Annotated in this window: 24 protein-coding genes; 16 read left to right on the top strand and 8 right to left on the bottom strand. The window is 53.3% G+C overall.

Annotation, left to right across the window (positions count from 1 at the left end):
• Positions 1-13: 13 nt before the first annotated feature.
• On the top strand, positions 14-2065 hold the full coding sequence (gene recG, locus NSU14_RS16795) for an ATP-dependent DNA helicase RecG (protein WP_039298034.1): 2052 nt from the start codon (positions 14-16) through the stop codon (positions 2063-2065).
• Positions 2066-2131: 66 nt separating this feature from the next.
• Positions 2132-2419: a stage VI sporulation protein F gene (locus NSU14_RS16790; protein WP_039298036.1), complete on the top strand. Its 288-nt coding sequence runs from the start codon at positions 2132-2134 to the stop codon at positions 2417-2419.
• Between the two features lie 111 nt (positions 2420-2530).
• Here NSU14_RS16790 and NSU14_RS16785 read toward each other — a convergent pair whose 3' ends face one another.
• Positions 2531-3403, bottom strand: a complete 873-nt coding sequence (locus tag NSU14_RS16785) for a YitT family protein (RefSeq protein ID WP_042136610.1) — start codon at positions 3401-3403, stop codon at positions 2531-2533.
• Positions 3404-3495: 92 nt separating this feature from the next.
• Entirely contained in the window at positions 3496-3852 is a 357-nt protein-coding gene (locus NSU14_RS16780; RefSeq protein WP_340946338.1) for a hypothetical protein, read from the bottom strand.
• 185 nt (positions 3853-4037) lie between these two features.
• On the opposite strand from NSU14_RS16780, the gene NSU14_RS16775 reads away from it, so the two are divergent.
• Positions 4038-4451 carry a DUF2500 domain-containing protein gene (locus NSU14_RS16775; protein ID WP_231575361.1) on the top strand — a complete coding sequence of 138 codons (414 nt, stop codon included), beginning with the start codon at positions 4038-4040 and terminating at the stop codon, positions 4449-4451.
• Between the two features lie 137 nt (positions 4452-4588).
• Complete coding sequence (locus NSU14_RS16770) at positions 4589-7297, top strand: calcium-translocating P-type ATPase, SERCA-type (RefSeq protein WP_445670092.1); 2709 nt, start codon at positions 4589-4591, stop codon at positions 7295-7297.
• A gap of 99 nt (positions 7298-7396) precedes the next feature.
• Here NSU14_RS16770 and NSU14_RS16765 read toward each other — a convergent pair whose 3' ends face one another.
• Entirely contained in the window at positions 7397-8326 is a 930-nt protein-coding gene (locus NSU14_RS16765) for a C40 family peptidase (protein WP_340946333.1), read from the bottom strand.
• A gap of 326 nt (positions 8327-8652) precedes the next feature.
• Between NSU14_RS16765 and NSU14_RS16760 the strand changes: the two genes are divergently transcribed.
• From NSU14_RS16760 to NSU14_RS16750, 3 genes are all read left to right on the top strand, one after another.
• Positions 8653-9726 carry an ABC transporter substrate-binding protein gene (locus NSU14_RS16760; protein WP_042136616.1) on the top strand — a complete coding sequence of 358 codons (1074 nt, stop codon included), beginning with the start codon at positions 8653-8655 and terminating at the stop codon, positions 9724-9726.
• A 67-nt stretch (positions 9727-9793) separates the two neighbouring features.
• Positions 9794-10720: an ABC transporter permease gene (locus tag NSU14_RS16755; protein WP_042136618.1), complete on the top strand. Its 927-nt coding sequence runs from the start codon at positions 9794-9796 to the stop codon at positions 10718-10720.
• Positions 10707-11501, top strand: coding sequence for an ABC transporter ATP-binding protein (locus tag NSU14_RS16750; RefSeq protein ID WP_042136620.1), 795 nt, complete (start codon positions 10707-10709; stop codon positions 11499-11501). Before NSU14_RS16755 ends, NSU14_RS16750 begins: the two co-directional genes overlap by 14 nt.
• Before the next feature lie 109 nt (positions 11502-11610).
• Here NSU14_RS16750 and NSU14_RS16745 read toward each other — a convergent pair whose 3' ends face one another.
• Positions 11611-12096: a DinB family protein gene (locus tag NSU14_RS16745; protein WP_340946328.1), complete on the bottom strand. Its 486-nt coding sequence runs from the start codon at positions 12094-12096 to the stop codon at positions 11611-11613.
• A gap of 194 nt (positions 12097-12290) precedes the next feature.
• On the opposite strand from NSU14_RS16745, the gene NSU14_RS16740 reads away from it, so the two are divergent.
• From NSU14_RS16740 to NSU14_RS16725, 4 genes are all read left to right on the top strand, one after another.
• Positions 12291-13082, top strand: a complete 792-nt coding sequence (locus NSU14_RS16740) for an SDR family oxidoreductase (protein ID WP_042136621.1) — start codon at positions 12291-12293, stop codon at positions 13080-13082.
• A 224-nt stretch (positions 13083-13306) separates the two neighbouring features.
• Positions 13307-14032: an MgtC/SapB family protein gene (locus tag NSU14_RS16735; protein WP_042136622.1), complete on the top strand. Its 726-nt coding sequence runs from the start codon at positions 13307-13309 to the stop codon at positions 14030-14032.
• Positions 14033-14118: 86 nt separating this feature from the next.
• Positions 14119-15108, top strand: a complete 990-nt coding sequence (locus NSU14_RS16730; protein WP_340946325.1) for an aldose 1-epimerase — start codon at positions 14119-14121, stop codon at positions 15106-15108.
• A 423-nt stretch (positions 15109-15531) separates the two neighbouring features.
• Positions 15532-17343, top strand: coding sequence for an LTA synthase family protein (locus NSU14_RS16725; RefSeq protein ID WP_340946323.1), 1812 nt, complete (start codon positions 15532-15534; stop codon positions 17341-17343).
• Between the two features lie 15 nt (positions 17344-17358).
• On the opposite strand, the gene NSU14_RS16720 is transcribed toward NSU14_RS16725, so the two are convergent.
• The 4 genes from NSU14_RS16720 to NSU14_RS16705 form a co-directional block, all read right to left on the bottom strand.
• Positions 17359-18345, bottom strand: a complete 987-nt coding sequence (locus tag NSU14_RS16720) for a hypothetical protein (RefSeq protein WP_340946321.1) — start codon at positions 18343-18345, stop codon at positions 17359-17361.
• Positions 18342-19334 carry a hypothetical protein gene (locus NSU14_RS16715; protein WP_340946319.1) on the bottom strand — a complete coding sequence of 331 codons (993 nt, stop codon included), beginning with the start codon at positions 19332-19334 and terminating at the stop codon, positions 18342-18344. The genes NSU14_RS16720 and NSU14_RS16715 overlap by 4 nt, the downstream gene beginning before the upstream one ends.
• Entirely contained in the window at positions 19324-20244 is a 921-nt protein-coding gene (locus NSU14_RS16710) for a helix-turn-helix transcriptional regulator (RefSeq protein ID WP_076245471.1), read from the bottom strand. The genes NSU14_RS16715 and NSU14_RS16710 overlap by 11 nt, the downstream gene beginning before the upstream one ends.
• A gap of 125 nt (positions 20245-20369) precedes the next feature.
• Entirely contained in the window at positions 20370-20558 is a 189-nt protein-coding gene (locus tag NSU14_RS16705) for a hypothetical protein (protein ID WP_042136633.1), read from the bottom strand.
• A 268-nt stretch (positions 20559-20826) separates the two neighbouring features.
• Here NSU14_RS16705 and NSU14_RS16700 point away from each other — a divergent pair, with 268 nt between their 5' ends.
• The 5 genes from NSU14_RS16700 to chvE all read left to right on the top strand — a co-directional run bounded on the left by NSU14_RS16700 (position 20827) and on the right by chvE (position 26652).
• Positions 20827-21840 (top strand): substrate-binding domain-containing protein, encoded by a 1014-nt coding sequence (locus NSU14_RS16700; protein WP_042136634.1) that lies wholly within the window; start codon positions 20827-20829, stop codon positions 21838-21840.
• 30 nt (positions 21841-21870) lie between these two features.
• Complete coding sequence (locus NSU14_RS16695) at positions 21871-23736, top strand: cache domain-containing sensor histidine kinase (RefSeq protein WP_340946316.1); 1866 nt, start codon at positions 21871-21873, stop codon at positions 23734-23736.
• A gap of 21 nt (positions 23737-23757) precedes the next feature.
• Positions 23758-24993, top strand: coding sequence for a response regulator transcription factor (locus NSU14_RS16690; protein WP_340946314.1), 1236 nt, complete (start codon positions 23758-23760; stop codon positions 24991-24993).
• 36 nt (positions 24994-25029) lie between these two features.
• Positions 25030-25362, top strand: coding sequence for a hypothetical protein (locus tag NSU14_RS16685; RefSeq protein WP_042136638.1), 333 nt, complete (start codon positions 25030-25032; stop codon positions 25360-25362).
• A gap of 201 nt (positions 25363-25563) precedes the next feature.
• Positions 25564-26652, top strand: a complete 1089-nt coding sequence (gene chvE / locus NSU14_RS16680) for a multiple monosaccharide ABC transporter substrate-binding protein (RefSeq protein WP_340946312.1) — start codon at positions 25564-25566, stop codon at positions 26650-26652.
• Positions 26653-26759 lie beyond the last annotated feature (107 nt).

Genomic DNA, 26759 nt, shown 5'->3' with positions numbered 1-26759 from the left:
ATAGGGGATGAACATGGTGCTGGCTTTGGAATCAATTGAAGTGAAACAAATAACTGGCGTGAGCGCTCAAAAGCAAGGCGAGCTTCACGCCTTTGGCGTCTTTACAGTGAAGGATTTGCTGGAATACTACCCGTTCCGTTATGAGGATTTCCGGCCTAAGTCTCTTAGTGAAGTTAAGCATGGCGATAAAGCAACCATTGTAGCTAAGGTAATCGGCATTCCGGTGCTGCAGCGCTTCGGGGGCAAATCACGTATGAGCTGCAAGATGGTGGCCGAGCCGTGGATGTTCACGGCAACATGGTTCAATCAGCATTATGCACGTGAGCAGCTGACAGTAGGCCGCGAAGTAGTATTAACCGGGAAATGGGACCAGAAACGCAATCAGATTACTGTAACCAATTATGAATTTCCGGACCGGGGAGAAGGCAAGACGGGAACCTTGCAGCCGGTGTACTCTGTAGGCGGCAAGATCACACAATCCTGGATCCGCAAAGTCATAGGCCAGGCCCTGCAGCAGTATGGAGAGCTGATTCCGGAAATCCTCCCGCACAGTATTATGCGCAAGTATGATTTCATGTCGCGTAAAAAGGCAATTGCTACGATCCACCAGCCGGAGGATACACGCGAAGGACAGCAGGGAAGGCGCAGGATGGTCTATGAAGAGCTATTCTTGTTCCAGCTCAAGGTACAGGCCTTCCGTGTACTGAACCGCGGCAGAATGGACGGTGTGGTCCATACAGTGGATAATGCCACAGTCCGCCAGTTTGTGCGGAGTCTGCCGTTTGAACTGACGGACGCCCAGAAGCATGTGGAGCTGGAGATTCTGCATGACATGCGCTCAGGGTACTGTATGAACCGGCTGCTGCAAGGGGATGTAGGCTCCGGCAAAACCGTACTGGCAGCTATTGCACTGTATGCGACTGTAAGATCGGGATTTCAGGGGGCACTGATGGTGCCGACTGAGATTCTGGCCGAACAGCATATACGCTCGCTCACCAGAATGTTTGAACCGTTCGGCATTACAGTCGGTCTGCTGACCGGCAGTGTGAACGGACGCAAACGTAAGGATCTGCTGGCTTCTCTGCAGCTGGGAATGCTGGATGTGGTCGTCGGAACCCATGCCTTAATTCAGGATGATGTCTTCTTCCGCAGTCTGGGACTTGTTGTCACAGATGAGCAGCACCGGTTCGGGGTGAACCAGCGCAGTGTCCTGCGGCGCAAGGGCTACAACCCGGATGTGCTGACGATGACGGCCACCCCGATTCCGCGTACGCTGGCGATCACTGTTTTTGGCGATATGGATGTGTCTACGCTGTCCGAACGGCCAAAAGGGCGTGTACCGATTACGACCTACTGGGTGAAGCCTGATCTGATGGAGCGGGTATTGAATCTGATCAGCCGTGAGATTGACCAGGGGCGGCAGGCCTATCTGATCTGCCCGCTTATTGAGGAGTCGGAGAAGCTGGACGTGCAGAATGCGATTGATCTGCATGTTCAGATGTCGCAGGCGTTCCCGAACTATAAGGTAGGGCTGCTTCACGGGCGGATGACGCCTGCAGAGAAGGATGAAGTGATGCGCGCCTTCTACAGCAATGAGCTGCAGCTGTTAGTCTCTACTACAGTCGTAGAGGTAGGTGTGGATGTACCGAATGCCACATTGATGATCATTATGGATGCCGACCGCTTCGGCCTGTCACAGCTGCATCAGCTGCGCGGACGGGTCGGCAGAGGGGAACATGCGTCCTACTGCGTGCTGATGGCAGATCCCAAATCGGAAATTGGCAGAGAGCGGATGACGGCGATGACGGATACGGATGACGGCTTCGAGGTGTCCCGGCGTGATCTGGAGCTGCGGGGACCGGGGGATTTCTTCGGGACGAAGCAGAGCGGGCTGCCGGAATTCCGGCTGGCGGATATGACGGCTGATTTCGAGACGCTGGAACTGGCGCGTGATGACGCGGCAGAGCTGCTGCGGGATGCCGCGTTCTGGACATCGGCGGATTATGCTCCGCTGCGCGGGTATTTGCAGCAGGAGCAAATATTCCAGGGAGATTTAATTGACTGATTAGGCACATGCGGAGACCGGCCCTCATATACTGTGAATGATTGGATATGACGGGAGGTGCTATGCTTGGGTTATCAGCAATTCGGAATCAGTCCTGCGCTGGTGGATCGCATTAAGCTGAAGATGAAGAATCCGGCGGTTAAGGAACGCATCAAGAATATGATCAACGGAATTTCCAAGCAAGAGCTGCAGGACACTGCCGTTGTGCGCAGGCTGGTGCGCAACGCTTCTGCAGTGATGAATGAGAAGCTGACGTCCTCGCAGGAAGAGCAAATTGTTAAATTTGTGATTGCCCAGAAGATTGATCCGGGCAACACCTTTCACCTGATCCGCTTATGGGGAATGTTCCGCTGAAAGAGCGGAGCCTGCCCTTGCCTGATCTAACCAAAAAGCGTTCCCGCAACTAAATGCGGGAACGCTTTTTGGTTGATCAGGGGCTATAAGCTGTCCGCTGAATACCATCGGTCAACCAGGCGGGTGATTACGGAAGAGCGCGGAAATCCGGCTGTTCCGGGCCGCATTGATGACGATCTTACTGTCCTGGTCGCATCCGTGGACGATGGAAGCCAGCTCCTCTTCCTCCAGCCTGCTTGCCAGGCAGAAGACGGTGCCGGGCTGTCCCTCAGGACCGGTGGACCTGACGAGTTTAACTTCGCGGTCAAGTGACTGCTGGAGCCTGCGGCGGATCTCTTCACAGTTGCTGCTCGTAATCCAGACAGCCTGGGAGAGGGATAGGTCTCTTAACGAGAAGCGCAATGCTTCAAAGGCCAGCAGGTAAGCAATGATGCTGTACATAGCCTGATCCCAGCCGAACAATGAACCGCCGAAGAGCAGAATGGCACAGTTGAACAGCATAATGCCCATTTCAGCAGATTTGGGCGGACCGCCGTTCAGCAGCCGGACTCCCTGCTTCTCGCTTCCGCTGGTAATGCCTCCGAAGCGGACAGAGATGCCAAGCCCAAAGCCCAGGCACAGTCCGCCGGCTATTGCAGCAGGCAACGGTTCGCTGGTGGCTGCAGGGAAGTGGTGAAGGGCCAGCGAGCCCGCCGTCAGACAGATTAATCCAAGCATCGTATAGAGGGCAAACCGGAGATTAATCTGCCTGCGCGACATTAGAATGAACGGAAGGTTGAGCAGGAACAGAAATAAGCCAAGACGCATTTCGGTTAAATGTGACAGCAGAGCAGACAATCCGGCGATTCCGCCAGGCAGCAGCTTGTGCGGCATCAGGAACAGTTCCAGTCCTACAGCAGCGAGCAAGCCCCCGCCTATAACAGAGAGCAGGCGCAGGATTTTGGAATGGCGCAGGGGGGCAGCCCCTCTATATCTGATTTTCAATGGATTTCCTCCTTTCAGCAGGAAACCTGAATTTGTAGGTTCGTTTGCTATAGATAATGCGTTGTGCGCTCAAAGGATTTATTGGAGAGCCTTTACCTTATAAAGTGTGATGTGCATTTCAGCGGATACAGCAGCAGCCGCTTCAGAATGATGTAAATGATGGGGAAGAACGACACACAGAGCAGAGGCAGGGACGCTTCCGGATGAAGCGCCAGCAGATTCTCAGGATGGGCCACCCGCGCGGAAGGAATGTAATGGAACGTTGTGCTGTGCACCCGTACCGGCTGAGCCATTTTATGCTCATAACGCTCCAGTCTGGCATGCTGCACTTCGGAAGCCTCCTGTTCGTTCAGCAGCTGGGAAGAAGCAGCCAGAAATGTCAGGAGAAGCACCGGTATGAAGGCCGCCTTCAGCAGCTTAGAAATGGGTAAGCGCGCTAGATATGTCATCAAGAGAACACCTCCTTACTGTATATTGTAGTTAAAGCATAACATAGGATTCTGGGCAGGACCAAATTTCCGGAGCTGTTTTTTTGGGGTAAATGTCATGAAAATACGAAACCGGAGCCGTTACACCGCGTATTCTCTAGTAAAATGAACATTTTATAATTGTTTTTACCAAAGGAGCGTTTAATTTGCATAAAGAGGGCATTTTTAACGGATTTCTGAATTCGGCTGTAGCCAGTTCCTCCCGCGGCTTCTTCTCCGAAGGGCCTTATTTATTACAGCTTGTGCTGCTGCTGATCGCAGTTTTTGTTGCTTACACTATTGCCAGAGCCCTGAAGATCTGGATGACCAATAATGCCAGTCCGCTCGAGTCGAGGGTGGCGACAGCTGTTACGAAACGCACAGAGGTCTGGGGCGGCAGAGGGCATGCGGGCACACACACCAGCTACTATGTAACCTTTGAATTCCAGAACGGGAGCCGGAGGGAGCTGGAGGTGAAGGCCAAAGCGTATGGTCTGATCGTTGAGGGAGACAGGGGCGAGCTGTCCACCAAGGGGACCCGGTTCAAAGGATTTGCCCGTTCGGGCAGGCACAACCTTTGATAAATCTACATATGTTTTTAGAATTCTCCTGCTATTTTTGGGTAAAACTCCATATAAGGGTTTGAACTAAATAAATTATAGAAGGAGCGGATGACTTGAACTCAGATTCTGCTAAAAGCAAAAGTAAAGAAGGTGTATTGTTCCATACTCTGGATACGGCTGAGGTGCTGAAGCAGCTGGAGAGCAGGGAAGCCGGACTGACTGCAGAAGAAGCGGCAAGGCAACTGGAACGTTACGGAAAAAACATGCTGCAGGAAGCCAAGTCTAAATCGCTGCTGGCTAAATTCATTGAGCAGTTCAAGAATGTAATGATCTTCATCCTGCTGGCGGCTGCCGTGCTCTCGGGAATCCTCGGAGAGTGGACGGATACCGTTATTATTTTGCTGGTGGTGATCCTGAACGCGGTGCTGGGTGTCATCCAGGAGAACAAAGCGGAGCAGGCGCTGGAGGCTCTCAAAAGCATGTCCTCTCCGCAGGCGAGAGTCCGCCGGGGCGGGCAGGTCACAGAGATCAAAAGCGAGGAGCTGGTGCCCGGCGATATTGTGCTGCTGGAAGCCGGCAACGTGGTGCCTGCTGATCTGCGGCTGCTCGAAGCGGCGTCACTGAAGACCGAGGAGGCGGCGCTGACGGGTGAATCACTGCCCTCGGATAAGCAGTCGGGAGTGCTTGCGGGCAATGATCTTGTGATCGGTGACCGGACGAATATGGCTTATATGAGCAGCAGCGTAACCTATGGCCGGGGTGTGGGTGTGGTAACGGCTACGGGGATGCATACCGAAGTGGGCCGGATCGCCGGATACATCTCGGAGGCGGAGAATGAAGTTACCCCATTGCAGAAAAAGCTGGATGAGCTTGGCAAATATTTCACCTTCATTATTCTGGGTGTCTGTGTCGTTATCTTCGTGGTCGGCTGGCTGGAGGGCAGAGAGCTGCTTGATATGCTGCTGACCTCCATCTCACTTGCGGTAGCGGCGATTCCGGAGGGTCTTCCGGCCATCGTAACCATCATTCTGGCGCTAGGCGTGCAGCGGATGGCTAAGCGCAAGGCAATTATCCGCAAGCTGCCTGCGGTGGAGACACTGGGCAGTACAGAGATTATCTGTTCTGACAAGACGGGCACATTAACACTTAACAAGATGACCGTGGAAAAGCTGTATGTGGGCGGAGAGACTATCGAGGCCGATTCGAAGCTTAACGAAACGCCGGGCGGTGATTTGCTTCTGCAGGCGATGACCCTGTGCAATGATTCCAGCATAGACGAAGGCAAAAGTGCTGGAGGGAAAGCTACGGATGGAGCCCGGGCAGAGGCGAAGCCTGGTTCAGCAGGCGGGACCCGGAGCGGTAAAGCCCTTATCGGCGACCCTACCGAAACGGCGCTGGTTGACTTCGCACTCAGCATCGGGACTGACAAACGGGAGCTGGAGCAGCGTTATCCGCGGGTGAATGAGCTGCCTTTTGATTCGGACCGCAAGCTGATGACGACGATCCATAAACTGGATAACGGCGGGTTCCGGGTGCTGACCAAGGGAGCGCCGGATGTGCTGGTGTCCAAATGCAGCCATATCCAAGAGAATGGCACTGTGGTGCCCTTGACGGAGGCACATATCAGCCGGATCACAGCCAGCAACAAAAGTCTGGCAGACGAGGCGCTGCGGGTGTTGGCGTTTGCTTACCGCGACCATGCAGAGCAGCCCTCCGATCCTTCGCCGGAGGGGACGGAGAAGGATCTGGTGTTCATCGGCCTGACCGGGATGATCGATCCGCCGCGCGAGGAGGTCCGGGATGCGGTTGCCGTATGCCGACGGGCGGGCATCCGGCCGGTGATGATCACCGGGGACCACCGGGACACGGCTGCAGCGATTGCTAAGCGGCTTGGAATCATCGATGATGACAAGGCAGTGCTGACCGGCCGCGAGCTGGATCAGATCAGCGAGGCGGATTTTGCCACAAGAGTGGCCGATTATTCCGTGTACGCCCGTGTATCGCCTGAGCATAAGGTGCGGATCGTCAAGGCATGGAGACAAATGGGCAAAATCGTTGCTATGACCGGAGACGGAGTCAATGATGCGCCTGCGCTCAAATCAGCGGATATCGGCGTTGGTATGGGCATCACAGGAACAGATGTGGCCAAAGGCGTATCCGACATGGTACTGGCCGATGATAATTTCACTACGATTGTCGTTGCTGTCGAAGAAGGACGCAAGGTATACAGCAACATCCGCAAAGCGATCCAGTTCCTGCTGTCGGCCAATTTGGGGGAAGTGGTGACCCTGTTCATTGCGACGCTGATCGGCTGGCGGATTCTTGAACCGATTCATATCCTGTGGATTAATCTGGTCACAGATACCCTGCCGGCGCTCGCGCTCGGACTGGAAAAAGCGGATAATGATGTGATGTCGAAGAAACCGCGTAAATCAAGCAGCAGTATTTTTGCCGGAGGCGTGGGGATCGGAATCATCTATCAAGGGCTGCTTGAGGCGGCACTGACCCTGCTGGTGTATTACTGGGCACATACCCATTACGACGAAGGCGTTGCAGTCACGATGGCCTTTGCTACGCTGGGACTGCTGCAGCTTACCCATGCTTTCAATGTCAGATCCAATACCAAGTCATTGTTCCAGATCGGCTTGTTCAGCAACCGCTACATGCTGGGGGCTTCGGTCATCTCGGGACTTCTGCTGGTGCTGGTTATTATCATTCCCGGGCTGAATGAATGGTTCGGAGTGGAGCATCTTAGCGGTCTGCAGTGGGGAATTGTCTGCGGGGCTGCAGTGGCGATAGTGGTGATTGTGGAGCTGGTGAAGCTGGTTCTCCGCTTAAGCGGGCGCAGTAAGAACTGGGAATAGTATACTGCCGGATAATGGCGGTGGCATAAAAAAATGCAAGGAGGTCCGGCGCTTCGGCAGAAGCCCGTAACCTTCCTTGCATTTGTTGTATTTAGGGGATTATAACACCCGCTGCATGTGCAGAATAACATTACTCCAGTACCCGCTGTCCAGGTCACTGATCTGTACTCCGGGATCGCCCCAAGTATGAATGAAACTGCCGCCCCCCATGTAGATGCCTACATGACCGGGAATGGCGTCGCTCTCGAACCGGCCGGGTACCGTGAAGAAAATTAAATCCCCGGGCTCCAGCTCGCTCCTTGATATGCGTCTGCCGATATTATCCTGATCTTTGGCCAGCCGCGGGAGATCTACGCCAAATTTCTTGAATACATGACGGGTGAAGGATGAGCAGTCAAACCGTTTGGTCTCCTCATAAGGTCCGGCACCGAAATCGTAGGGTACGCCGAGATACTTCTTGGCATAGGCGATCAGTTCACCGGTATCCACATTGGAGACGCTCTGGATCCGCAGCGGTTTGGCTGCATCACCTGCACCTGCATTGGCGGTAGTATCCCTGTCAGAGGGGGCAGCAATATTGATCTCTCCGGTGCTTGGATTCCAGCCAACCTCGGTCTGCAGCAGCTTGGACAATGCATTAGGCGTGATGTAGATCTGACCTTCGCGGCGGATGGGAACGTCCGGCAGGGTGATCTTCTCCCCCAGGGAGAAAACCTGGCTGGAATCCGGACGGAGCATGTACATTACATCGCTGTAGCCCAGCTTGGTATATCCTCCGCTCGAAGTGTCGTCTTTCATTCGGTATCCTATGGAGGCAGCGGCTGGCTTCAGCGGAATCCAATACTTGCCTTCTTTGTCCGTGATGGAATTCTTCTCATAGTAGCTTCCGGCAAATGTTCCGGTTGGCGTAACCGAATTCACCTTCGGGGTAGTGTCCTTACTGGAATAGCTGCAGGCGGTTGAGCCAAGAATGACGGCAGTAAGCAGTGCGGCTGTGGCCGCAGTTTTGGATGAATTGATTATTGGCATTTGGCACGCTCCATCTTCAAACTTTAAGTAAAGTTTGTGCAGGGCGGCTTTTTTTATGTGGAAAAGGGTTTAGCAATCAATGTCAAGAGCAACAGGCTTGTTCTTGTCGAAACATCAGCCCATTGTGCGTTTTTTGTAAAATATGGAGCCGTGATAAATGATTGACGGAAAATCAACCTACATATAATATATGTTTAATAGATTGCGGCAGTGGATGCGGAAATGGTGCGGGCTTTTGCTTTAATGCTTTCAAAGATGAAAGCGATAATGCTGAACCGCTAACCCAGGTTCGCGCGCTGAATCCGTAAAAGAAGAGGGGTTATCTGATGAAGAGAAAGAACATTTGGCTTGGCCTGAGTATGTCCTTGATGCTGGTAGCAGCAGGTTGCGGTAACAATAATGCAGCCGTAAATAATGGATCCAATGCAGGAAATGCTCCGGCAAACGCAACCAGCGCTCCGGCAGACACCGGTTCTGCGGACACCAAATCCTACACGATTGCCATCTCACAATATGTAGAACATCCGTCGCTGGATGCTACTCGGGAAGGCTTCCTGGCGGCACTGAAGGATGCCGGAATCGTAGAAGGTGAGAACTTGAAGGTGGATCTGGAGAATGCCCAGGCGGATCAGGCGAACAACCTGTCCATTGCACAGAAGATTGCGGGTGACAAGAATGATCTGGTGCTGGCGATCGCCACTCCGTCCGCACAATCCATTGTCCAGAAAGTGAAGGATACGCCGATTCTGTTCGCGGCAGTCACTGACCCGCTGGATGCCAAGCTCGTAAGCGACCTGGAACATCCCGGCGGCAATGTCTCCGGCGCATCGGATACGAACCCTGAGTCAATTACACGACTGATGAATTTCATCGCAACGCAGTTCCCGGATGTGAAGAAGCTGGGCCTTGTCATTAATGAAGGTGAACCTAACGCAGTAGTTATGGCGGATATCGCCAAGGAAGAATTGGACAAGCACGGGATTGAGCTGGTGAAGGCGGCTATCACGAATACGTCGGAAGTGAAGCAGGCGGCTGAATCCCTTGTAGGACGTGTGGATGCCCTTTACATTACACTTGATAACTCCGTCGTAAGCGGTGTGGATACGATTATTCAGACAGCTAATGACAACAAGCTGCCGTTCTTCTCGGCAGACCGTGATACGGTTGAGAAGGGTGCTTTTGCCACTGTGGGCTTCAAATACTATGACCATGGCTACCAGGTTGGCGAAATGGCAGTGGAAGTGCTTAAGAACGGCACAAGTCCAGGCGACATGAAAATAACGATGCAAGAGAAGCTGGACCTCATTCTTAACCTCAAAGCGGCAGCAGCACAAGGCATTGAAGTAACGGATGCTATGAAGGCTGAAGTTGCAGATCCTGACAATAACATTATTCAATAACATACAGATATCATAACGGGGCGTTTCCATGCGGGCGCCCTTTGCCGCTTGAGGGAGGAAGTCATCTATGTATAGTTCATTAATCGGCGCCCTGGAAATGGGCCTGCTGTACGCTTTTATGGCACTCGGGGTGTATATTACCTTTCGTATTCTTGATTTTCCGGATTTAACTGTAGACGGGAGCTTCACCACCGGCGGCGCGATTGCCGCAGTCATGATCACCCACGGATATTCTCCCCTGCTGGCAACAGTATGTGCCCTGCTCGGAGGGATGGCTGCAGGCATGTGTACAGGTCTGCTGCACACTAAAGGGAAGATCAACGGCCTGCTATCCGGGATTCTGATGATGATTGCGCTATATTCCATCAATCTGCGGATTCTCGTGCGGCCGAATGTTTCCTTAATGGGTGAGGTATCCCTCTTCAGCTCTATTAATCCTTTGCTGGTTATGCCTTTTGTGGTTCTGCTGGTCAAAATTCTGATGGATCTGTTCCTGCGTACAGACCTTGGACTTGCCTTGCGTGCTACAGGAGATAATTCCCGGATGATCCGCAGCTTCGGTGTCAATACGGATACTACTACGATTCTCGGCATCAGTCTTGCGAACGGAATGGTGGCCCTCTCGGGTGCGCTGATCGCCCAATATTCTACGTTTGCCGATTCATCCATGGGTATAGGCATGATTGTTATCGGGCTGGCTTCGGTAATTATCGGGGAAGCGATATTCGGTGCGGGCAACGTCTTCCGCGCTACATTGGCCGTAGTGCTCGGCTCCATCGTCTACCGGATCGTTGTGGCGCTGGCTCTGCGGGTGCCATGGCTCAAGGCTTCGGATCTCAAGCTGATTACGGCTATTATCGTTATCATCGCCCTCGTCTTCCCGTCCGTTCAGCGGTTCCTGAAGCAGAAGACGATGGCCCGCAGACGGACTGAAGAGCTTGCGGAGCTGACGCGCAGCAGCAAGAAAGGAGGGGCAGCCGATGCTAAAGCTTGATAATGTATCCAAGCTGTTCAACCCGGGTTCACCTGACGAGAAGATTGCCCTGCTGGGCATCGATCTGGAACTGAGCGCCGGAGATTTCGTGACCATTATCGGCAGCAACGGGGCCGGTAAATCGACACTGATGAATATTATCTCCGGTGTTATGAAGCCGGATCTCGGTGAAGCGCGCATTGAAGGCAGCTCGATCAGCAATCTGGCCGAGTACCAGCGCGCACGCTGGATCGGCCGGGTCTTCCAGGACCCGATGGCCGGTACGGCGCCTCATATGACCATTGAGGAGAATCTGGCCATGGCTTATAAGCGGGGCCAGAGCCGCGGGCTGTCCTTCGGGGTGAATGCGTCCAGACGCACGCTGTTCCGGGAGCAGCTCAGCAAGCTGGGCATTGGCCTGGAGAACCGGCTGCGCGCCAAGGTAGGGCTGCTCTCCGGAGGCGAGCGGCAGGCGCTTAGCCTGCTGATGGCGACCTTCACCCAGCCGCAGATTCTGCTGCTGGATGAGCATACAGCAGCGCTGGACCCTTCGCGCGCTGAGCTGATCACGAAGCTTACGGAATCCATTGTCCGTGAGATGAAGCTGACTACACTGATGGTCACCCACAACATGGATCAGGCCATCCGTTTAGGCAACCGGCTGATTATGATGGACAAGGGATCGATCATTCTCGATTTTGATGAATCCCGCAAGAAGGATCTGACGGTAGAGCGGCTGCTTGGTGAATTCGAAGCCATCAGCGGCCATAAGCTGGCGGATGACCGGATGATGCTGGGATAAGCAGGGATTGAACTGAAGAAGGCTTGAGTGCTGTCTGTTAGCTGGACAGCTGCTCAAGCCTTTATTGTTGTGTCTTTGTCTTTACTTTTTAATGGTGCAGAGAATGGGGTCAAATTCCATCCAGGGCTTCCTTCAGCTGAGCCAGATGACGTTCTTCATGAATGCCGATGAAATCCACCCACTGGGCGACATCCATCGGGCCGAACACCGGGTGGGGATACAGCTTGCGGTTCCACAGGCGCTCTTCACTCTGGGCCAGCACCGTCTTCAGGTCAGAACGGGACTGGTCCAGCCGGGCCCGTACATCGCCAAGCGGGATGAATTCCTCGGACGGCACAAGATGGGGCGGGGCATCAATGAACCGGTTGCGGTCCAGCGTCAGCTGATAGGGCTTCGGCTCTGTGACAGCTTCTTCCGTGGCAGCAAGCGCCTGCATGATCCCGGCGGTGATCGCTTTTTCCATCAGATACAGATGCTCCAGTACTTGCACAGGTGACCATTTGCCTTCGGCTGGCTTCCGGTTCAAAGTCTCGGAAGAGAGTCCGGAGACTGCAGCGCAGATTTGATCACGAATCTCTTCATTATGGTTCATCATGAGTAATAATCTCCTCTGTGTAGAAAATAAAGGCATGTCTAAAGTCAATTTCATTATTGCTTCTTAAATTATATCCCCAAATGAGGATTGGCAAAACAGCAGGGCAGCCGATTCACTACGCGGTATGAGAGGTAAAGTTTAAGGAGAGAACTTGACTTGAACAATAACAACGACCTTAGGAGGAGACTACACTTATGACCACTAAGAAACTGGAAGGCAAAGTAGCAATCGTAACCGGAGGCGGATCGGGGATCGGCCGGGCGTCGGTGCTGGAGTTCGCCAGAAACGGAGCCAAGGTGGCACTTCTGGACCGCACTGTGGAGAACGCAGAGAAGGTCGCACATCAGGTGGTGCAGGAAGGCGGAGAAGCCGCTGTGTTCGAATGCGACATCGCCGAGCCGCAGCAGGTGGAGGACGCCGTGAAGCAGGTGGTTGCCAAGTGGGGACAGCTGGACATCGTGTTCGCGAATGCCGGAATCAACGGTGCGATGACACCAATTGAGACGATGGATATCGAGTCCTGGGACCAGACCATTCAGATCAATCTGCGCGGTACGTTCGCTACGGTTAAATATGCCATCCCCCATTTGAAGGAGCAGGGCGGCAGTATCCTGATCAACAGCTCCATCAACGGGAACCGGGTATTCTCCAACATCGGGTTCTCGGCATACAGCACCACGAAGGCCGGGCAGGTCGCTTTTATGAAAATGGCGGCGCTGGAGCTGGCCCAGTACAAAATCCGCGTAAACGCCATCTGTCCTGGTGCGATCACCACCAACATTGATGACAATACGTACCCTTCGGATGATCTCAAGGAAGTGCAGATCGAGGTTGAATTCCCGGATGGCGGACAGCCGCTGGAGAAGGGGCCCGGGCGACCTGATCAGGTAGCCAAGCTGGCGCTGTTCCTGGCTTCTGCGGATTCGGATCATATTACAGGAACCGAGATTTATTGCGATGGGGCAGAGTCGCTGCTGCATGGCTGATTCTTCTAATCGTACTTTAACACTCATATAATGTGTGAAGTGCAGCCTTTAACTGAAGCGGACGTTGTCCCTTTGCCGGAGCTCATCAGAAACCGTTTGATGACCGGCTGCAGAGGTGCTGACGTCCGTTTATTCTTTTGAAATCAGCTTGCGAAAAATTACAGTAAGGATTGCAGTGATTTTCAGGTATACTGATTCTATCTGTCATGGAGAGGAGGACAACAATGAACATTGATTTACACACAGAATCGATTGTGAAGCTGCTTGTGGCCATGCTGTTCGGGCTGTTCATCGGGATTGACCGGCAATTAAAACAGAAACCGCTGGGAATCCGGACCAGTATGGTCATTAGTATCGCCAGCTGTCTGGTGACACTGGTCTCGATCCATGCTTATGATAAATTCGGCGGGCCGGAGCATCCCAACATGGACCCTATGCGGCTGGCGGCGCAGATTGTCAGCGGGATCGGTTTTCTCGGGGCAGGCGTCATTCTGCGCAGAGGCGGAGATGCGATATCGGGACTGACATCAGCGGCGCTCATCTGGACGGCTTCCGGTATCGGGATTGCGGTTGGCGCGGGATTCTATGTAGAAGCGGGTTATGCAGTGGTGCTGCTTATGTTCGCGGTAAATGCGGTGCCCCTGCTAATTAAGGCCATCGGCCCGGAGGTGCTGAACAAACATGAGATATCGATTAAAATCATCATGGAACCGAACTATATTCTAACCGATGTGATCCAGAAAATTGAGCAGCGCCATATCATTGCCGAGCAGCGTAAAACACGTAAAACCGGCCGGACGATCCGGCGTATGAAGATCAAGGATCTCGAAGACGGGAGACAAATGATTGATATGGTGATCTCCGCACCGGACCGTGATTATGCTACGGAAATCTATTATGATGTGAAGAAAATTGAGCATGTCATGAGCGTCGAAGTAGAACAGCTGTAAAATTGACATGTTGCCGATCCGGCAGATGTGGTACTCTATCTATGAGAGAGTCATTATGAGCTTATGGAAGGGAGATTATAATTATTATGTCGATTACTGCATTTGAAGGACAATATGAGGGAGAAGCCGCAGTCTGGCTCAAGGCCGGACGTTACGAGGCTGCAATTCTGCCGGGCATCGGAGGCAACCTGATCTGCTTCCGTGATACTGAGAGCGGTTACCGTTTCCTGCATGAGCCAGGCGCAGAGGAGATGGAAGCCTTCAAGGCAAGCCCCGGGATTCACGGCATCCCTGTACTGTTCCCGCCGAACCGTTATGAGGATGGAGAATTCCCGTGGAATGGACAAACCTACCGTTTTCCTGTTAATGAAGCCAAGACTGGAAACCATTTGCACGGATTCCTACATACAGCAGCCTGGGAGGTTGAAGAATTCGGCAGCGGCAAAAGCGAAAGCTTCGTCACTGTAGCGATTAAGGTGGATGAGAACCATCCTTCTTATCAATATCTGCCGTTCAAATATACCGTCAAGCTGCGCTATACTCTGGGAGAAGGCGGCCTGTCCCAGCAGTTGCTGGTCCATAATGACGGCGCAGAGCTGATGCCTTGTCTGCTGGCGTTCCATACTGCCATTAATGCACCGTTCGCACCAGGCAGTACGCCGCAGGATTACCGCGTGAAGCTGACTATCGGCGAGCGTTGGGAGCTTAGCGACCGGATGCTGCCGACCGGCAAATTCCAGGAGCTGACTGCGGATGAAGTGGCACTGCGTGATGAGGGCATGTACCCGTTCTATGCGCCAATGGACAACCACTATACCGCTGTAGCCCAGAACGGCCGCAACCGCATGGAGCTTACCGACAGCAAAGCCGGCGTTACGCTGGTGTATGATGTGGGAACCTCTTATAAGCAGTGGATGATCTGGAACAATGGAGCTACTGAAGGGTTCTTCTGTCCGGAGCCGCAGATCAACCTCGTTAATGCACCGAAGGTAGATCTTCCTGCAGATGACATCGGATTGTTTGGTCTGGAGCCGGGAGAGTATTGGGAAGAGACTAGCCGCCTATATGTGAAGTAGGGGGGTATAAACTGAATTTCAGAGGTTAACATAAAGCTTCGGCGTCACTGCGGTGAAGATTTGGACTTCCGGCCGCTGTTGTCCCCAGATTTCTTGATATATACCGCTGCCCGCGGTTGAAATCCGGTGACAAAGGCGGACGCTACCGCTCCTACAGTTCCAAATTTCCCCTCCGGTCCTTTTGCTTATAGTTATTTCTTTTTTCAGTTTATATAGTTGTAGAGTTAGCAGAATGAAGAGCAGCGAAGTTCGCTGCTCTTTTTTGCGTGAAATACCATGCTGATAATCTCGCATCAGGGGATTATAGAAGAGGCTGTGAGGTGCATAATACGAAGATGTACTTCTTTTGGATACTGAATTTTAAGGCGGCTTTAAGCTAAAAGGCGTATACTACTCCTTTAATCCAGTTAGGAGTGAATCCATTTGTCGCGGTTATTGCCTTCCAAACGTTTCTCTTATTTGCTGTTAGTCCTGCTGGCCGGGGGATTTGTGCTGAATTATTTCCTGCAGGCGGCTTCCTTTAGTATGAATTTGACGGGGGCACTGCAGTGGATCGGCAGGTACCCATGGCTGTATGGTGCAGGAAGCCTGTTCATTTTCTTCATCCTGCTCTTAAGTTCAGTGATCTTGCCTAATACATATGCGGGGCCAGCGGTTGTCAGTGTACTATGTCTGCTGCTGGGTATTGCCGATTATCAGAAGCTTGTTACGAGGGGCGAACCTCTTTTTCCATGGGATCTCATGCTGGTCAAAAATGCCGGTGAAATGAGCAAGATTACCAAAGGTATGATCTCACCACAGGCGGTAATAGCCGCAATATTAGTGGCTGTTGGTCTGGCGTACATGATCCGCAAGCTGCCCAGGAACAGAATCAACCTGCCTTTGCGCTTAAGCCTGGGCGGGATCTCTGTGGCTCTGAGCGCAGGTTTTCTTGTGCTTGTCTCGGGCCATTCGTCTATTGTTACGGCTATGAACTACCAGAACATCTTCTGGAACCAGAAGGTGAACTATACGCAGAACGGATTCATATTTGCCTTTGCCGGGAATTTGCGCCAGAGCCTGCTGGAGAAGCCGGAGGGGTACAGCCGTGAAGCGGTTGAAGCGGTGGCAGCCAAGTATTCGGCATTGCCGGATGAAACGGCGGCAGCGAGTCCTGAGGAACAGCCGAATATTCTGTTTATGATGGATGAAGCTTTCTTTGATCCTACGCGTCTGCCGGGGTATACCTTAAGCGAAGATCCGCTGAAATTCATTCATGCGGCGGCGGATGAGACTCCGTCTGGTTATTTGCTGTCACCGGAATTCGGCGGCAATACGGCCAATGTTGAATTCGAGGCCCTGACCGGGCTGTCGATGTATTTCCTTGGAGACGGAACCATTCCCTATCAACAGCGGATTGTCAAAATGTCCTCACTGCCGTCGATCGTCAGTATTCTGAAATCACGTGGCTATCAGGCACTGGCGTTGCATCCGTTCGATGAGACCTTCTATAACCGCAACCGTGTCTATCCGGTACTTGGTTTTGACAGCTTCATCAGTGAAAAGGATCTGCCGGATGCTAACCGCCTCACCCCGGATGGCTATATCTCCGACAAGGCTGCTGTACAGGAGGCTGTCCGCGAGCTTAAGTCGGCGTCCGGGCCGGCCTTCCTGCATCTGGTGACGATGCAGAATCATTTCCCGTTCACCAAAGGTCTGAATGGACCGAATACGATTACCGTAGAAGGCGGACAGCCGGCGCAGAAGGACGAGATGGAAACCTATGTGCAGGATACGAAGCTGACTGATGAGGCACTGGCTTATCTGCAGCAGGAGCTGCTGACGATTGAACGTCCGACCATTGCTGTATTCTGGGGTGACCATCTGCCGGCGCTGACCGCCGGGATCTATACAGAGGCTGGCTGGGATCAGGAGCCTAGGCTGAAGCACGAGACACAGCTGCTGATTCTGGCTAACTATGAGATCGGTAATGAGCCGCTGGGCACACTTAGTCCGGCCTTCCTTGGCCCGACCGTCTTTAGACTATCCGGCCAGCCGCTGCCTGCCTATTACAAGCTGCTGGAGCAAGTGCAGGAAGAAATCCCCGGTCTCAGCAAGAATGTGCTGGTCGGGACCGGCAGCAGCGGAGTCCTGAGTGAATTGACACCCGGGCAGCAGGAGCTGTTGGATGACTATCGCCTGATCGAGTATGACCTGCTGGAAGGGGAGAAGTATGCCGAGGGCTTAATGTTCTAACCGGATTGGCTATAATCAGCGCAGCCCCACATCATGGAAGCGGTTCTCGATCGGCTCGCGCAGCAGCAGGCGGATAGACTGGATCGCTTCGGTCTCGGTATGCTTAGCCTCTCGGACGAGAGGAAGCAGACTTTGTTGCCGTAGAGTTGGAGCAAGTGACGCGTTCGGGCTTAATAGAGCTGTGATTTCACCGTAGACAGCGGAGAGATGCTCATAATGGCTGGCGGTGGACTCGAGCTCAGGCCAATATTCGCAGGCTGCTCTGGTGTAGCTGGACGCGTCTTTCTTAGAGGCAGCATAGAACACCAAGGTTTCATATGCACCGGCAGCATCATATGATCTGCCTGACAAGGCGTCCAGCATGGCATCATAAGCCTGCAGACCGCAGGCATACTGCGATTCCGGCAGCATCGGATCATGTACCTCTGCCTTGTATACAGCCTGGATGAAGGATTCTCTGATCACCTGCCGTATGTCCTTCTGGATCTGTCCTTCGAAGATCTGACAGTGCCAATAAGGGCCCGCATTTCTTCCCAGCTGCTCATAAGGCAGCTCTAGTTCTGCTCTTGAAGATATTTCGTTATAGAAGAATACCTGCTTGTGATCATCGGAGCGGGTTATCACCACAAAGTTATCTTTCCAGCAGATAACGCCTGTGCCTTGCTCAAGCGATTTGCGGATTGCCAGGATAGCCTGTCTCTGATAGAGCGGAAACGTAGGGGTGAAATGAAACCCTGCCGCTTGTGCAGAAACAATGCCGATTAAATCTGCTGCCACCGTGTGCTCAGCCATCCAGTTATAAGCCGTAGGTGAGTCACGGTGAAGCTGCCTATGTACGGACAGACGGAAACAGGAGGCAGTCATTCCGGATAACATATATTTGGGCATTGTGAACCAGCCGTTAGCCGACAGAACCTGGTACATGGCATCTACATAAGAATGAGACAATTGCGGAGGATGCACGGCCGCCGGTGCTGAATCCAATTCTGTTCTGTTCATCATCTGGCCGTATGCGCCCCCCATCTTGGAATAATTGAACGTTTCCGGTCCGGATACCGCCCGGAGATAATTCTAAGCTGCTGCATCGCGCGTTCCTCCAGCTCAAGCGCCTGCTGCAGGGTGGTACAGAGTGAGGGAAGCTGCTGGTGTACCAGCGCCCGGTTGCTGTTAGTCAACGGAAGTGCAACCTTCAACTGCCCGCGCACCATCTCTTCCAGCTCAGCATAAATACTGTGTACCTCATTCAGGCCCGGCAATACGGACTCAACCTCCTGCAGATAACTCGTGATCTCTGAGCGCGCCGTCAGGTAAGATTCGAGAATATAGACGGCCCCGCTGCTGTCGAACTCTCCCTGCTGAAGAGCCCGGATCAGGAAGCTGTAAGCCAGTCTGCCTGATGCAATGCTCTGATCGGGCAGTGTTTTGTACGGAGTCTCCCAATCCTCAAGGGCGAGCCTCAGTGATTCCAGTACTGCGTCACGCAGCGGAATATCCACCTTATCTCCGATATACTGGCAATACCAGAACGGGGTAATGTTGAGGCCGAAATTATCATAGAGCACATAACGGGTCTCGATGGACGATCCATCCTGCACATAGAACACCCGGTCGTCCTCATCATAGCCGTGAATAACGCCGAACTCCGGTATCCAGTAGACACAGGCGAGTCCGCGGTCCAGACTATGCTTCACATCTTCAATGGCGGCCTGCTGATATACGGCGAACGAATCATGTCTTGTTCTGCCTCCGCTATGTCCGGTAAGGATGCCGAGATTATCGATGGCCGGTCCATGCTCTTTGCCCCACTGTCCATAAGCAGTAACGGAGAAGGGGAAGAGCTTCTCATGCACAGAGAATTTGAAGGCCATACCGCTGAGCCCGGAGAGCATGAATGTGGGTCCATGGAATAACCCGGCGGCAGTGAGAACGGCATAGAGGGCATCGGTAAAAGATTTGGATTCGCGCTTCATTTGTATTCCGTTAATGATCACTCCGGCCCTCCTGTTCATTCAGCAGATTCAGTACGTTCTGGCATCTGATTCTTACTTTCTCTTTCAGCCATTTGGGGGACAGGATTTCGGACCATTCCGAGCTGAACAGCTGCCCCACAAAGGCCTCCGTGTCAAAAAATTCGATTTCATAGACTTCTCCATCAGCGGACCGGATCGTATACCCTCCCCATGAGGAATCTGCAGGCATCCCGCTTAGCCGGATTCTGGCTGTGAACGGCTTCAGCTGTCTATTCTGTTCCGGCGGAGCGGCTGAGAATTCATCGTCCGCTGCGAAATATCTGTCCGTCAGCTTCAGCTGCAGGATTTCAGTCAAGTTAAAAAACTCTGTCCGGGAATTCCCCTCTATGGCAGCAAGCACATAATCTTCATCCAGACGGCGGCTCAGTTTCAGGGGACAGAGATATAGCTCCTGTGGTTTGTCAGGCTGTTTCCGGCAGAGGATGTGAATTACATTACGGGCCTGAATGGCTTGTTCCAGGAGCCCGATAACCTGCAGACGCCGGGCATTTACTTCAAACAGAGGCAGCCTGTATTCCCCCGCCTGCAAGTGCTGGTCTGTGAACCGTTCCAGCAGGCCACCGACTCTCCGGATAGTCTGGCCGTTCTCATAATCATAATGGCTGTACCGGTAAGCCAGATATTTCAGTACCTGCTGCTCTTCGTCCGTGATGTACAGATGAGGCAGGACAAAGCTGTTATCCTCATACATATACCCGCGCTGGCTGGCCACGTACCGGAGCGGAGCCCGCAGAGATTCCGCCATATATTCAATATCCCGCTGCGCCTGGCGCCTGGAGATTTCGAATTGCTCCGCAAGAATATTGCTGTTCGGATAACAGGCATTTCTGATTTGCTGGTCAAACCACTGAATACGGTGAATATGGCTCATGCGGCTCCGCTCCTTTCTGTCAGATTTCAGTATAGCGTCTGCTGAACTTCCACCGCAACAAGGCAAAGATGCCGCCCGGACATCCATGCATGAAGCATGAAGCCGGGCGGACATCCGGGTTGTGTTTACTTGGCTACGGCATCTACTTTGGCTTGTGGCGCCTTGTCACAGCGCTTGCAGACCTTCAGGGTTCCCCCATCAGACTTTACTTTTGTGTAGAGCAGCTTAATTCTGGTTGTTCCGCAGACCGGGCAGGTGCCGCGGCCATGGGAGGGCAGGGTCCAGAGTACCCGTCCGCGCTTTGTTTTTACCATTTGTGTTGTCCTCATTTCAGCAATTTGAATGTTACTGTTCCAGTATAAAACAGCTGGTACGACATATAATGTCGCATCAGATTCATAATTCTAAGAGCAAGGCTTCCGGACCGCCTAACCGATGCTCAAACTGATGCTCCAGCCGAAGCAGATCAAACAAGCGGATCGTAATTGACGGAAAGCCTGCTAAGCCTTTAGACTAGACTGGACATCGGTCAGGGCAAGCGGACGATGTCCTTTACTTCTTTTTTTGAAAGGGGTTACATATGTGAAAAAGCTCTGGCTAGTCTATGTACTGCTAATCGGTATCTTCCTGATCTATGTGCTGAATTACAAGCAGCAGGGGGATTCGGCGGACCCGTGGGAGACAGCCGGACTGCGCGGGAATATTGAAGATAAATATGTGATGGTCACGTTCCAGATCGGCATCGACTACTGGAAAAGCGTGCTGAAGGGCTTCGAGGATGCGGCAGAGGAGCTTAATGTGTCCGTGGAATACCACGGCTCGACCCAGCATAATGCCAATGAACAGATGACCGTGCTGGAGCAGACCATCGCCAAGAAGCCGGCAGGGATTGCGATTTCGGCGGTGAATTCCAAGCTGCTCACGGCGACCATCAACAAGGCGGTGGAGGCCGGCATTCCGGTGGTATTATTTGATTCGGGAGCGCCGGACAGCAAGGCTTATTCCTTCCTGGGAACGGATAATTACAATGCCGGGACCCAGGCCGCACATAAGATGGCTGAGCTGACCGGCAGCAAAGGCGAAGTGGCCATCATCACCACACCGGATCAGCATAATCATCAAGAGCGGACCGATGGCTTCCGGGATACTATCCGAAACGAGTATCCGGAGATGACGCTTGTAGCCGTCAAAGATGGCCGGGGAGACCAGGTGGCCTCGCGGGAAGCTGCCGAGCAGCTGCTGGCCGGGTACCCGCAGCTGGCCGGGATTTTTGCCACGGAATCCAATGGCGGGATCGGTGTGGCAGAGGCGGTGGATGCTGCTCTAGGCAGCGGCCTTGCACCGCAGATTATCAGCTTCGATACCGATAAGGGCACGCTCGATCTGGTGAAGGAAGGCAAGATTGCGGCAACCATGGCGCAGGGGACCTGGAATATGGGCTACTGGTCGCTGACAGAGCTGTTTCATCTGCATCGTGATCTGGAAGCGGACCCTGAAGCGTATGCGAACAATAAGCCCGTGCCCGTGCCGGATACGGTCGATACAGGGATAGACGTGGTCACACGGGTGAACGTGGATAACTATTATGCCAAGTAGGCTGCTGCTGCGGCAGAGGGGGAGCATGTGATGCGCAAGGGCAGCCTGAACATGGAGAAGCTGAAGCTGAATAATATGCCGATCCGCTACAAGCTGATTATTCATTTTTTGCTGATCAGCATTCTGCCCTCCATCGGGCTGGGGCTGCTGATTGGCTGGACGGTTGACCGGATCGTGGAGGAACAGAGCAACGAGAACACGGTGCAGCTGATCGGCAAGGTGAATACGGCCATAGAGAGCGATGTAGAGAATCTGCAGAAGATTACCTATCTGATTTCGTTTGACCCCGGTGTGCAGAAATTTCTGAAGGGGAATGTGACGGGTAACGGGCAGCGAGGCAGTACTGAGGGCAACGGGGAGTCGGCGGAATATAACATCCGCAAGTTTCTGCAGGGCTTCACTACACTCAGCTCCGAGATTGCCGGGATAATGCTGGTCAATAGTGAAGGCGATTTCATCAGCAATGAGATGTATACCCGTTCCGGTACCCGGCTGACGGAGGAGGCCTGGTACAAGCAGGCAGCGGAGAACAAGGGGATCTTCAAGATTGTCGGGCATCCTTACGGCCGCGCTGTAATGTCCCATGTGGATTATAAGGAGAGCGAGGTGGTCTCTGCCGTAAGGGCAATTGTTGATCCTGAAACGCAGGTTGTGCAGGGAGTGGTGCTGGTCGACCTGAAGCTGCGGGTCATTGCCGAGACAGCCAGAGATGTCACACTGGGCAAGACAGGCTACTTGACGGTGGTGGACGACAACGGGGAGATGATCTACGCGCCGCAGCACCCATTTATGCAAAAGATTCCGGCAGGCCTGTTCACCGAGTCTTCGGGTATCACCTCGGAAATCGTGGACGGCCGCCATTTGCAGCTGATCTACCGGACCTCTCCTTTTACAGGCTGGACAACGATGGGTGTGTTTCCGATGGATGAGTCAGCCTTTGGGGTACGCGAGATTACCTTCAATGTCGTAACCTTCGTGTTTGTAGTCTGTATGCTGGGGATGACGGCTTCCTTCTATCTCGCATATTCCATATCCCGTCCGATCGGACAGCTGGCTTCCTTCATGAGCAAGGCGCAGTCGGGCGATCTGACGATCCGCTACTGGGGGAACCGTTCTGATGAGATCGGGCTGCTCGGGCGCAGCTTCAATACCATGCTGGCCCAGATTGGCCGGCTCTTGTCTCTGACAGAACTGCAGGCGCGGCAAAAGAGGGAAGCGGAGCTGCGCAGTCTGCAGGCGCATATCAAGCCGCATTTTCTCTACAATACGCTGGATACGATCCACTGGATGGCCCGCAGCAAGGGGGCGGAGGATATTGCCGAGGTGGTGCAGTCCCTGTCCAAGCTGTTCCGGCTGGGCTTAAGCAAAGGGAGCGATATGATCCCGCTCTCCGATGAGCTGGAGCATATCGTCAGCTATCTGAAGATCCAGCATGTCCGCTACAGCAGCAAGCTGACATATTCCATCGAAGTGGAGCCGCAGCTTCAGGAGCTGTGTGTGCTTAAGCTGCTGCTGCAGCCGATGGTGGAGAATGCGATTTATCACGGCATTAAGGAACGCCGCGGTCCCGGACATCTCTCTATAGAAGTCGTGGAAAGGGAGAATGAGCTATACCTTACAGTTCGTGATGACGGTGCAGGGATCACTCCGCAGCGGCTGAGTCTGCTGAAGCAGCGGCTTGAGGCTGTAGGAACACAGGACAGCGGGCATATGGAGACAGAAGCGCCGCTGCCGGACAGCGCGGGAAGCGGCTACGGAATTCTGAACGTGCAGGCACGGATTAGACTGACCTACGGGAAGCCGTATGGAATTACACTTGAGAGTGAACCCGGAAGCGGCACGGTCGTAACTGTCCGGCATCCGGTGGTCCGTGACAATTATCCTGCGAAGGATTAAGGAAGAGGAGGATATCCGAACATGCTGGACAAATGGAAAGTAATGATTGCCGATGATGAGGGGATCATCCGCGAAGGCATCCGGCAATGTGTGGACTGGGACAGTCTGGGTATGACTGTGGTTGCTGAGGCAGAGGACGGGGAAGAGGCGCTGGAGCTGGCGGTGCAGCATTCCATTCATATTGCGCTGGTGGATCTTAATATGCCGATTATGCATGGCATGGAGCTAATGAAGCGGCTGAGGGAACAGCTGCCCGGCTGCAAAATCATCGTCATCACCGGCCATGATGAATTCTCATATGCCCAGGAGTCGATCCGTTTGCAGGTGAATGACTACATTCTGAAGCCAGCCGAGCCGAAGCAGCTGATGCAGGTGCTCCGGGGTGTCAGGGATGAGCTGGAATCGGAGAAGCAGCAGAGCCAGCATCTGCAGCAGGCCTCCCGGCAGCTGCAGAAGAATTTCCCGCTGCTGCGCGAGCGCTTCTGCCAGGAATGGCTGGACGGGAATCTGAGCCAGGCGGAGATCAGGGAGCAGCTGCAATTCCTGCAGCTGCCGTCGCAGCGGCCGGAGCGGATCGGCATTATCCGCTGGAGATGGGAGGGCCAGCATCCGGGGTTGAAGGAGAACGAACGCCAGCTGTTCCTGTTCGCGATCGAGAATATCATCACGGAGCTGCTGGAGTCTTATACCAAGGTGATCTTCCGGGACACCGCCGGACTGGTCGTTGCACTGCTGTGGGATGACGCAGGCGAGCAGGTATTTGCCGGGGTAGAAGGTGCTGTGCGAAGCAATCTCAAAATTGCTGTTGAAGTCGGCACCCGGCTTGTACAGGGGGAGATTACTGAGCTGGCTTCAGCCTACCGGAGCTGCCGGGTGGCGCTGGCCAAAGAGCAGCCGCTGTCACCGCTCGTCCGCCGGGCGAAGCAGTATATACAGGAGCATTACAGCGAATACGGGCTTACCCTGGAGGGGATGGCCGGCCAGCTTCTGGCGTCACCTGTATATCTCAGCCGCCTGTTCAAGCAGGAGCTGGGCGAATCCTTCGGCATGTATTTGACGCAAATACGAATCCGCCGGGCCGCCCAGCTGCTGCATTCAACAGAGCTGAGCATCCATGAGGTGGCTGAGCAGTCGGGGTATGAGACACAGCATTATTTCAGCACAGCTTTCAAGAGGCAGACCGGCGTGTCGCCCCTGCAGTTCCGCAAAGGGGTGCAGCCTGAGAATGGGAGTGACGGCAGGCCCAGAAAAGAGTAGGATATTCATATATACATACCGCAAGGGGTGCGCAACTTGGAAGAAGTCAATGCTGTGAGCAATGCCGGAACAGCCGGAGAATATAGACAAGCTGCACTGGGCAGCATCGCAGTTCTGGAGTCGTGTCTGGAGAAATTTGCGTTCACCGAGCTGACCAGACAGCAGATGAATCAGTTTTTCAGGCTATCCTCAGGACCTGCGGAAGCGGAGAATATCACCAGAAGAATTTCGGGTGTTTATATGGCCTTTTTGAGCAAGACCAATTTCAAACTCAAGACTGCAGAGAGTAACCGTCTTCTGTTCACCCAATTGAAGCAGGAGCTGGAAGAGATTAAGCAGGCATTAAGCGATTTGAATCAGCCCGTATAACTCCATTGCTTCAACCCTTAACCGTGTGCACCTCCGGGCTGCATGCGGTTTTTTGTTGTGCCCTCGTATTACAAAAGTTGGATTTTTATAAAAACAGTAGTCTGAGTGTAAATACGCCCCATGGCCTCCGTTGCTATACTCAACATGTCACACGGGAGCACCCGTGGAAGACAACAGAATAGTCCAGGGGGTAGTGCAGGAATGAAAAAATATTCAGTGATCACATTGCTACTAACACTCGTACTTATCTTATCCGCATGCGGCAACAGCGGGAATTCCGCAAGCGGCGGAGACTCTTCCAAAGGCAAGGTCGGTATCGCCATGCCTACGAAATCCTCGGAACGCTGGGTAAATGACGGCAACAACATGGTGAAGGAGTTCGAAAAGCTGGGCTACGGCACCGATCTGCAGTATGCCGAGGATGTCGTGGAGAACCAGGTATCCCAGATTGAGAATATGATCACCAAAGGCGTGAATGCGATTGTAATCGCTTCAATTGACGGAGAGGCCCTGACGGATGTGCTGCAGAAGGCGCATGATGCGGATGTCAAAGTCATCGCTTATGACCGTCTGATCAAAAAAAGTGAATATGTAGACTACTATGCAACCTTCGATAATTTCAAGGTGGGCGTGCTGCAAGGCTCCTACATTGAAGAGAAGCTGGGCCTGAAAGACGGCAAAGGCCCGTTCAATATCGAGCTGTTCGGCGGATCGCCGGATGACAACAATGCATACTTCTTCTTCGATGGGGCGATGTCCATCCTGAAGCCGTATATCGATTCCGGCAAGCTGGTCGTCCGCAGCAAGCAGCTTACGATGGATCAGGTCGCTACGCTGCGCTGGGACGGTGCCGCTGCCCAGGCGCGGATGGATAACCTGCTGAGCGCCAACTATGCCAGCGATAATCTCGACGCTGTATTGTCTCCTTACGATGGTATCAGCATCGGAATTCTCTCTTCCCTGAAGGGCGTGGGCTACGGGTCGGGAGACAAGAAGCTTCCGGTAGTTACCGGACAGGATGCCGAGCTGGCTTCCGTGAAATCCATTCTGGCCGGAGAGCAGACGCAGACGGTATTCAAGGATACCCGTGAGCTGGCCAAGAAGGCGGTGGAGATGACCGAAAGCGTGCTGAAGGGTACGGAAGCCGAAGTCAACGATACCACAACCTACGACAATGGTGTCAAAATCGTTCCGTCCTACCTGCTGGAGCCAGTGTCTGTGGATGCAAGCAACGTAGACAAGGTGCTGCTAGACGGCGGCTACTATACCAAAGATCAGCTGGGAGAGTAACCGGCTGCACAGAGTGAACTTAAGAAGCAGGAAGAGATCCTTCTTAAGTTCAGCTTATATGGCAGTTATTTAGCGGTAAACCGGCGGCAGCCAGGATTCAGGGCAGC

Source organism: Paenibacillus sp. FSL R10-2771, assembly GCF_038000205.1.
Lineage (GTDB): Bacteria > Bacillota > Bacilli > Paenibacillales > Paenibacillaceae > Paenibacillus_AQ > Paenibacillus_AQ phytohabitans.
This window is presented reverse-complemented; position numbering and strand designations above follow the sequence as displayed.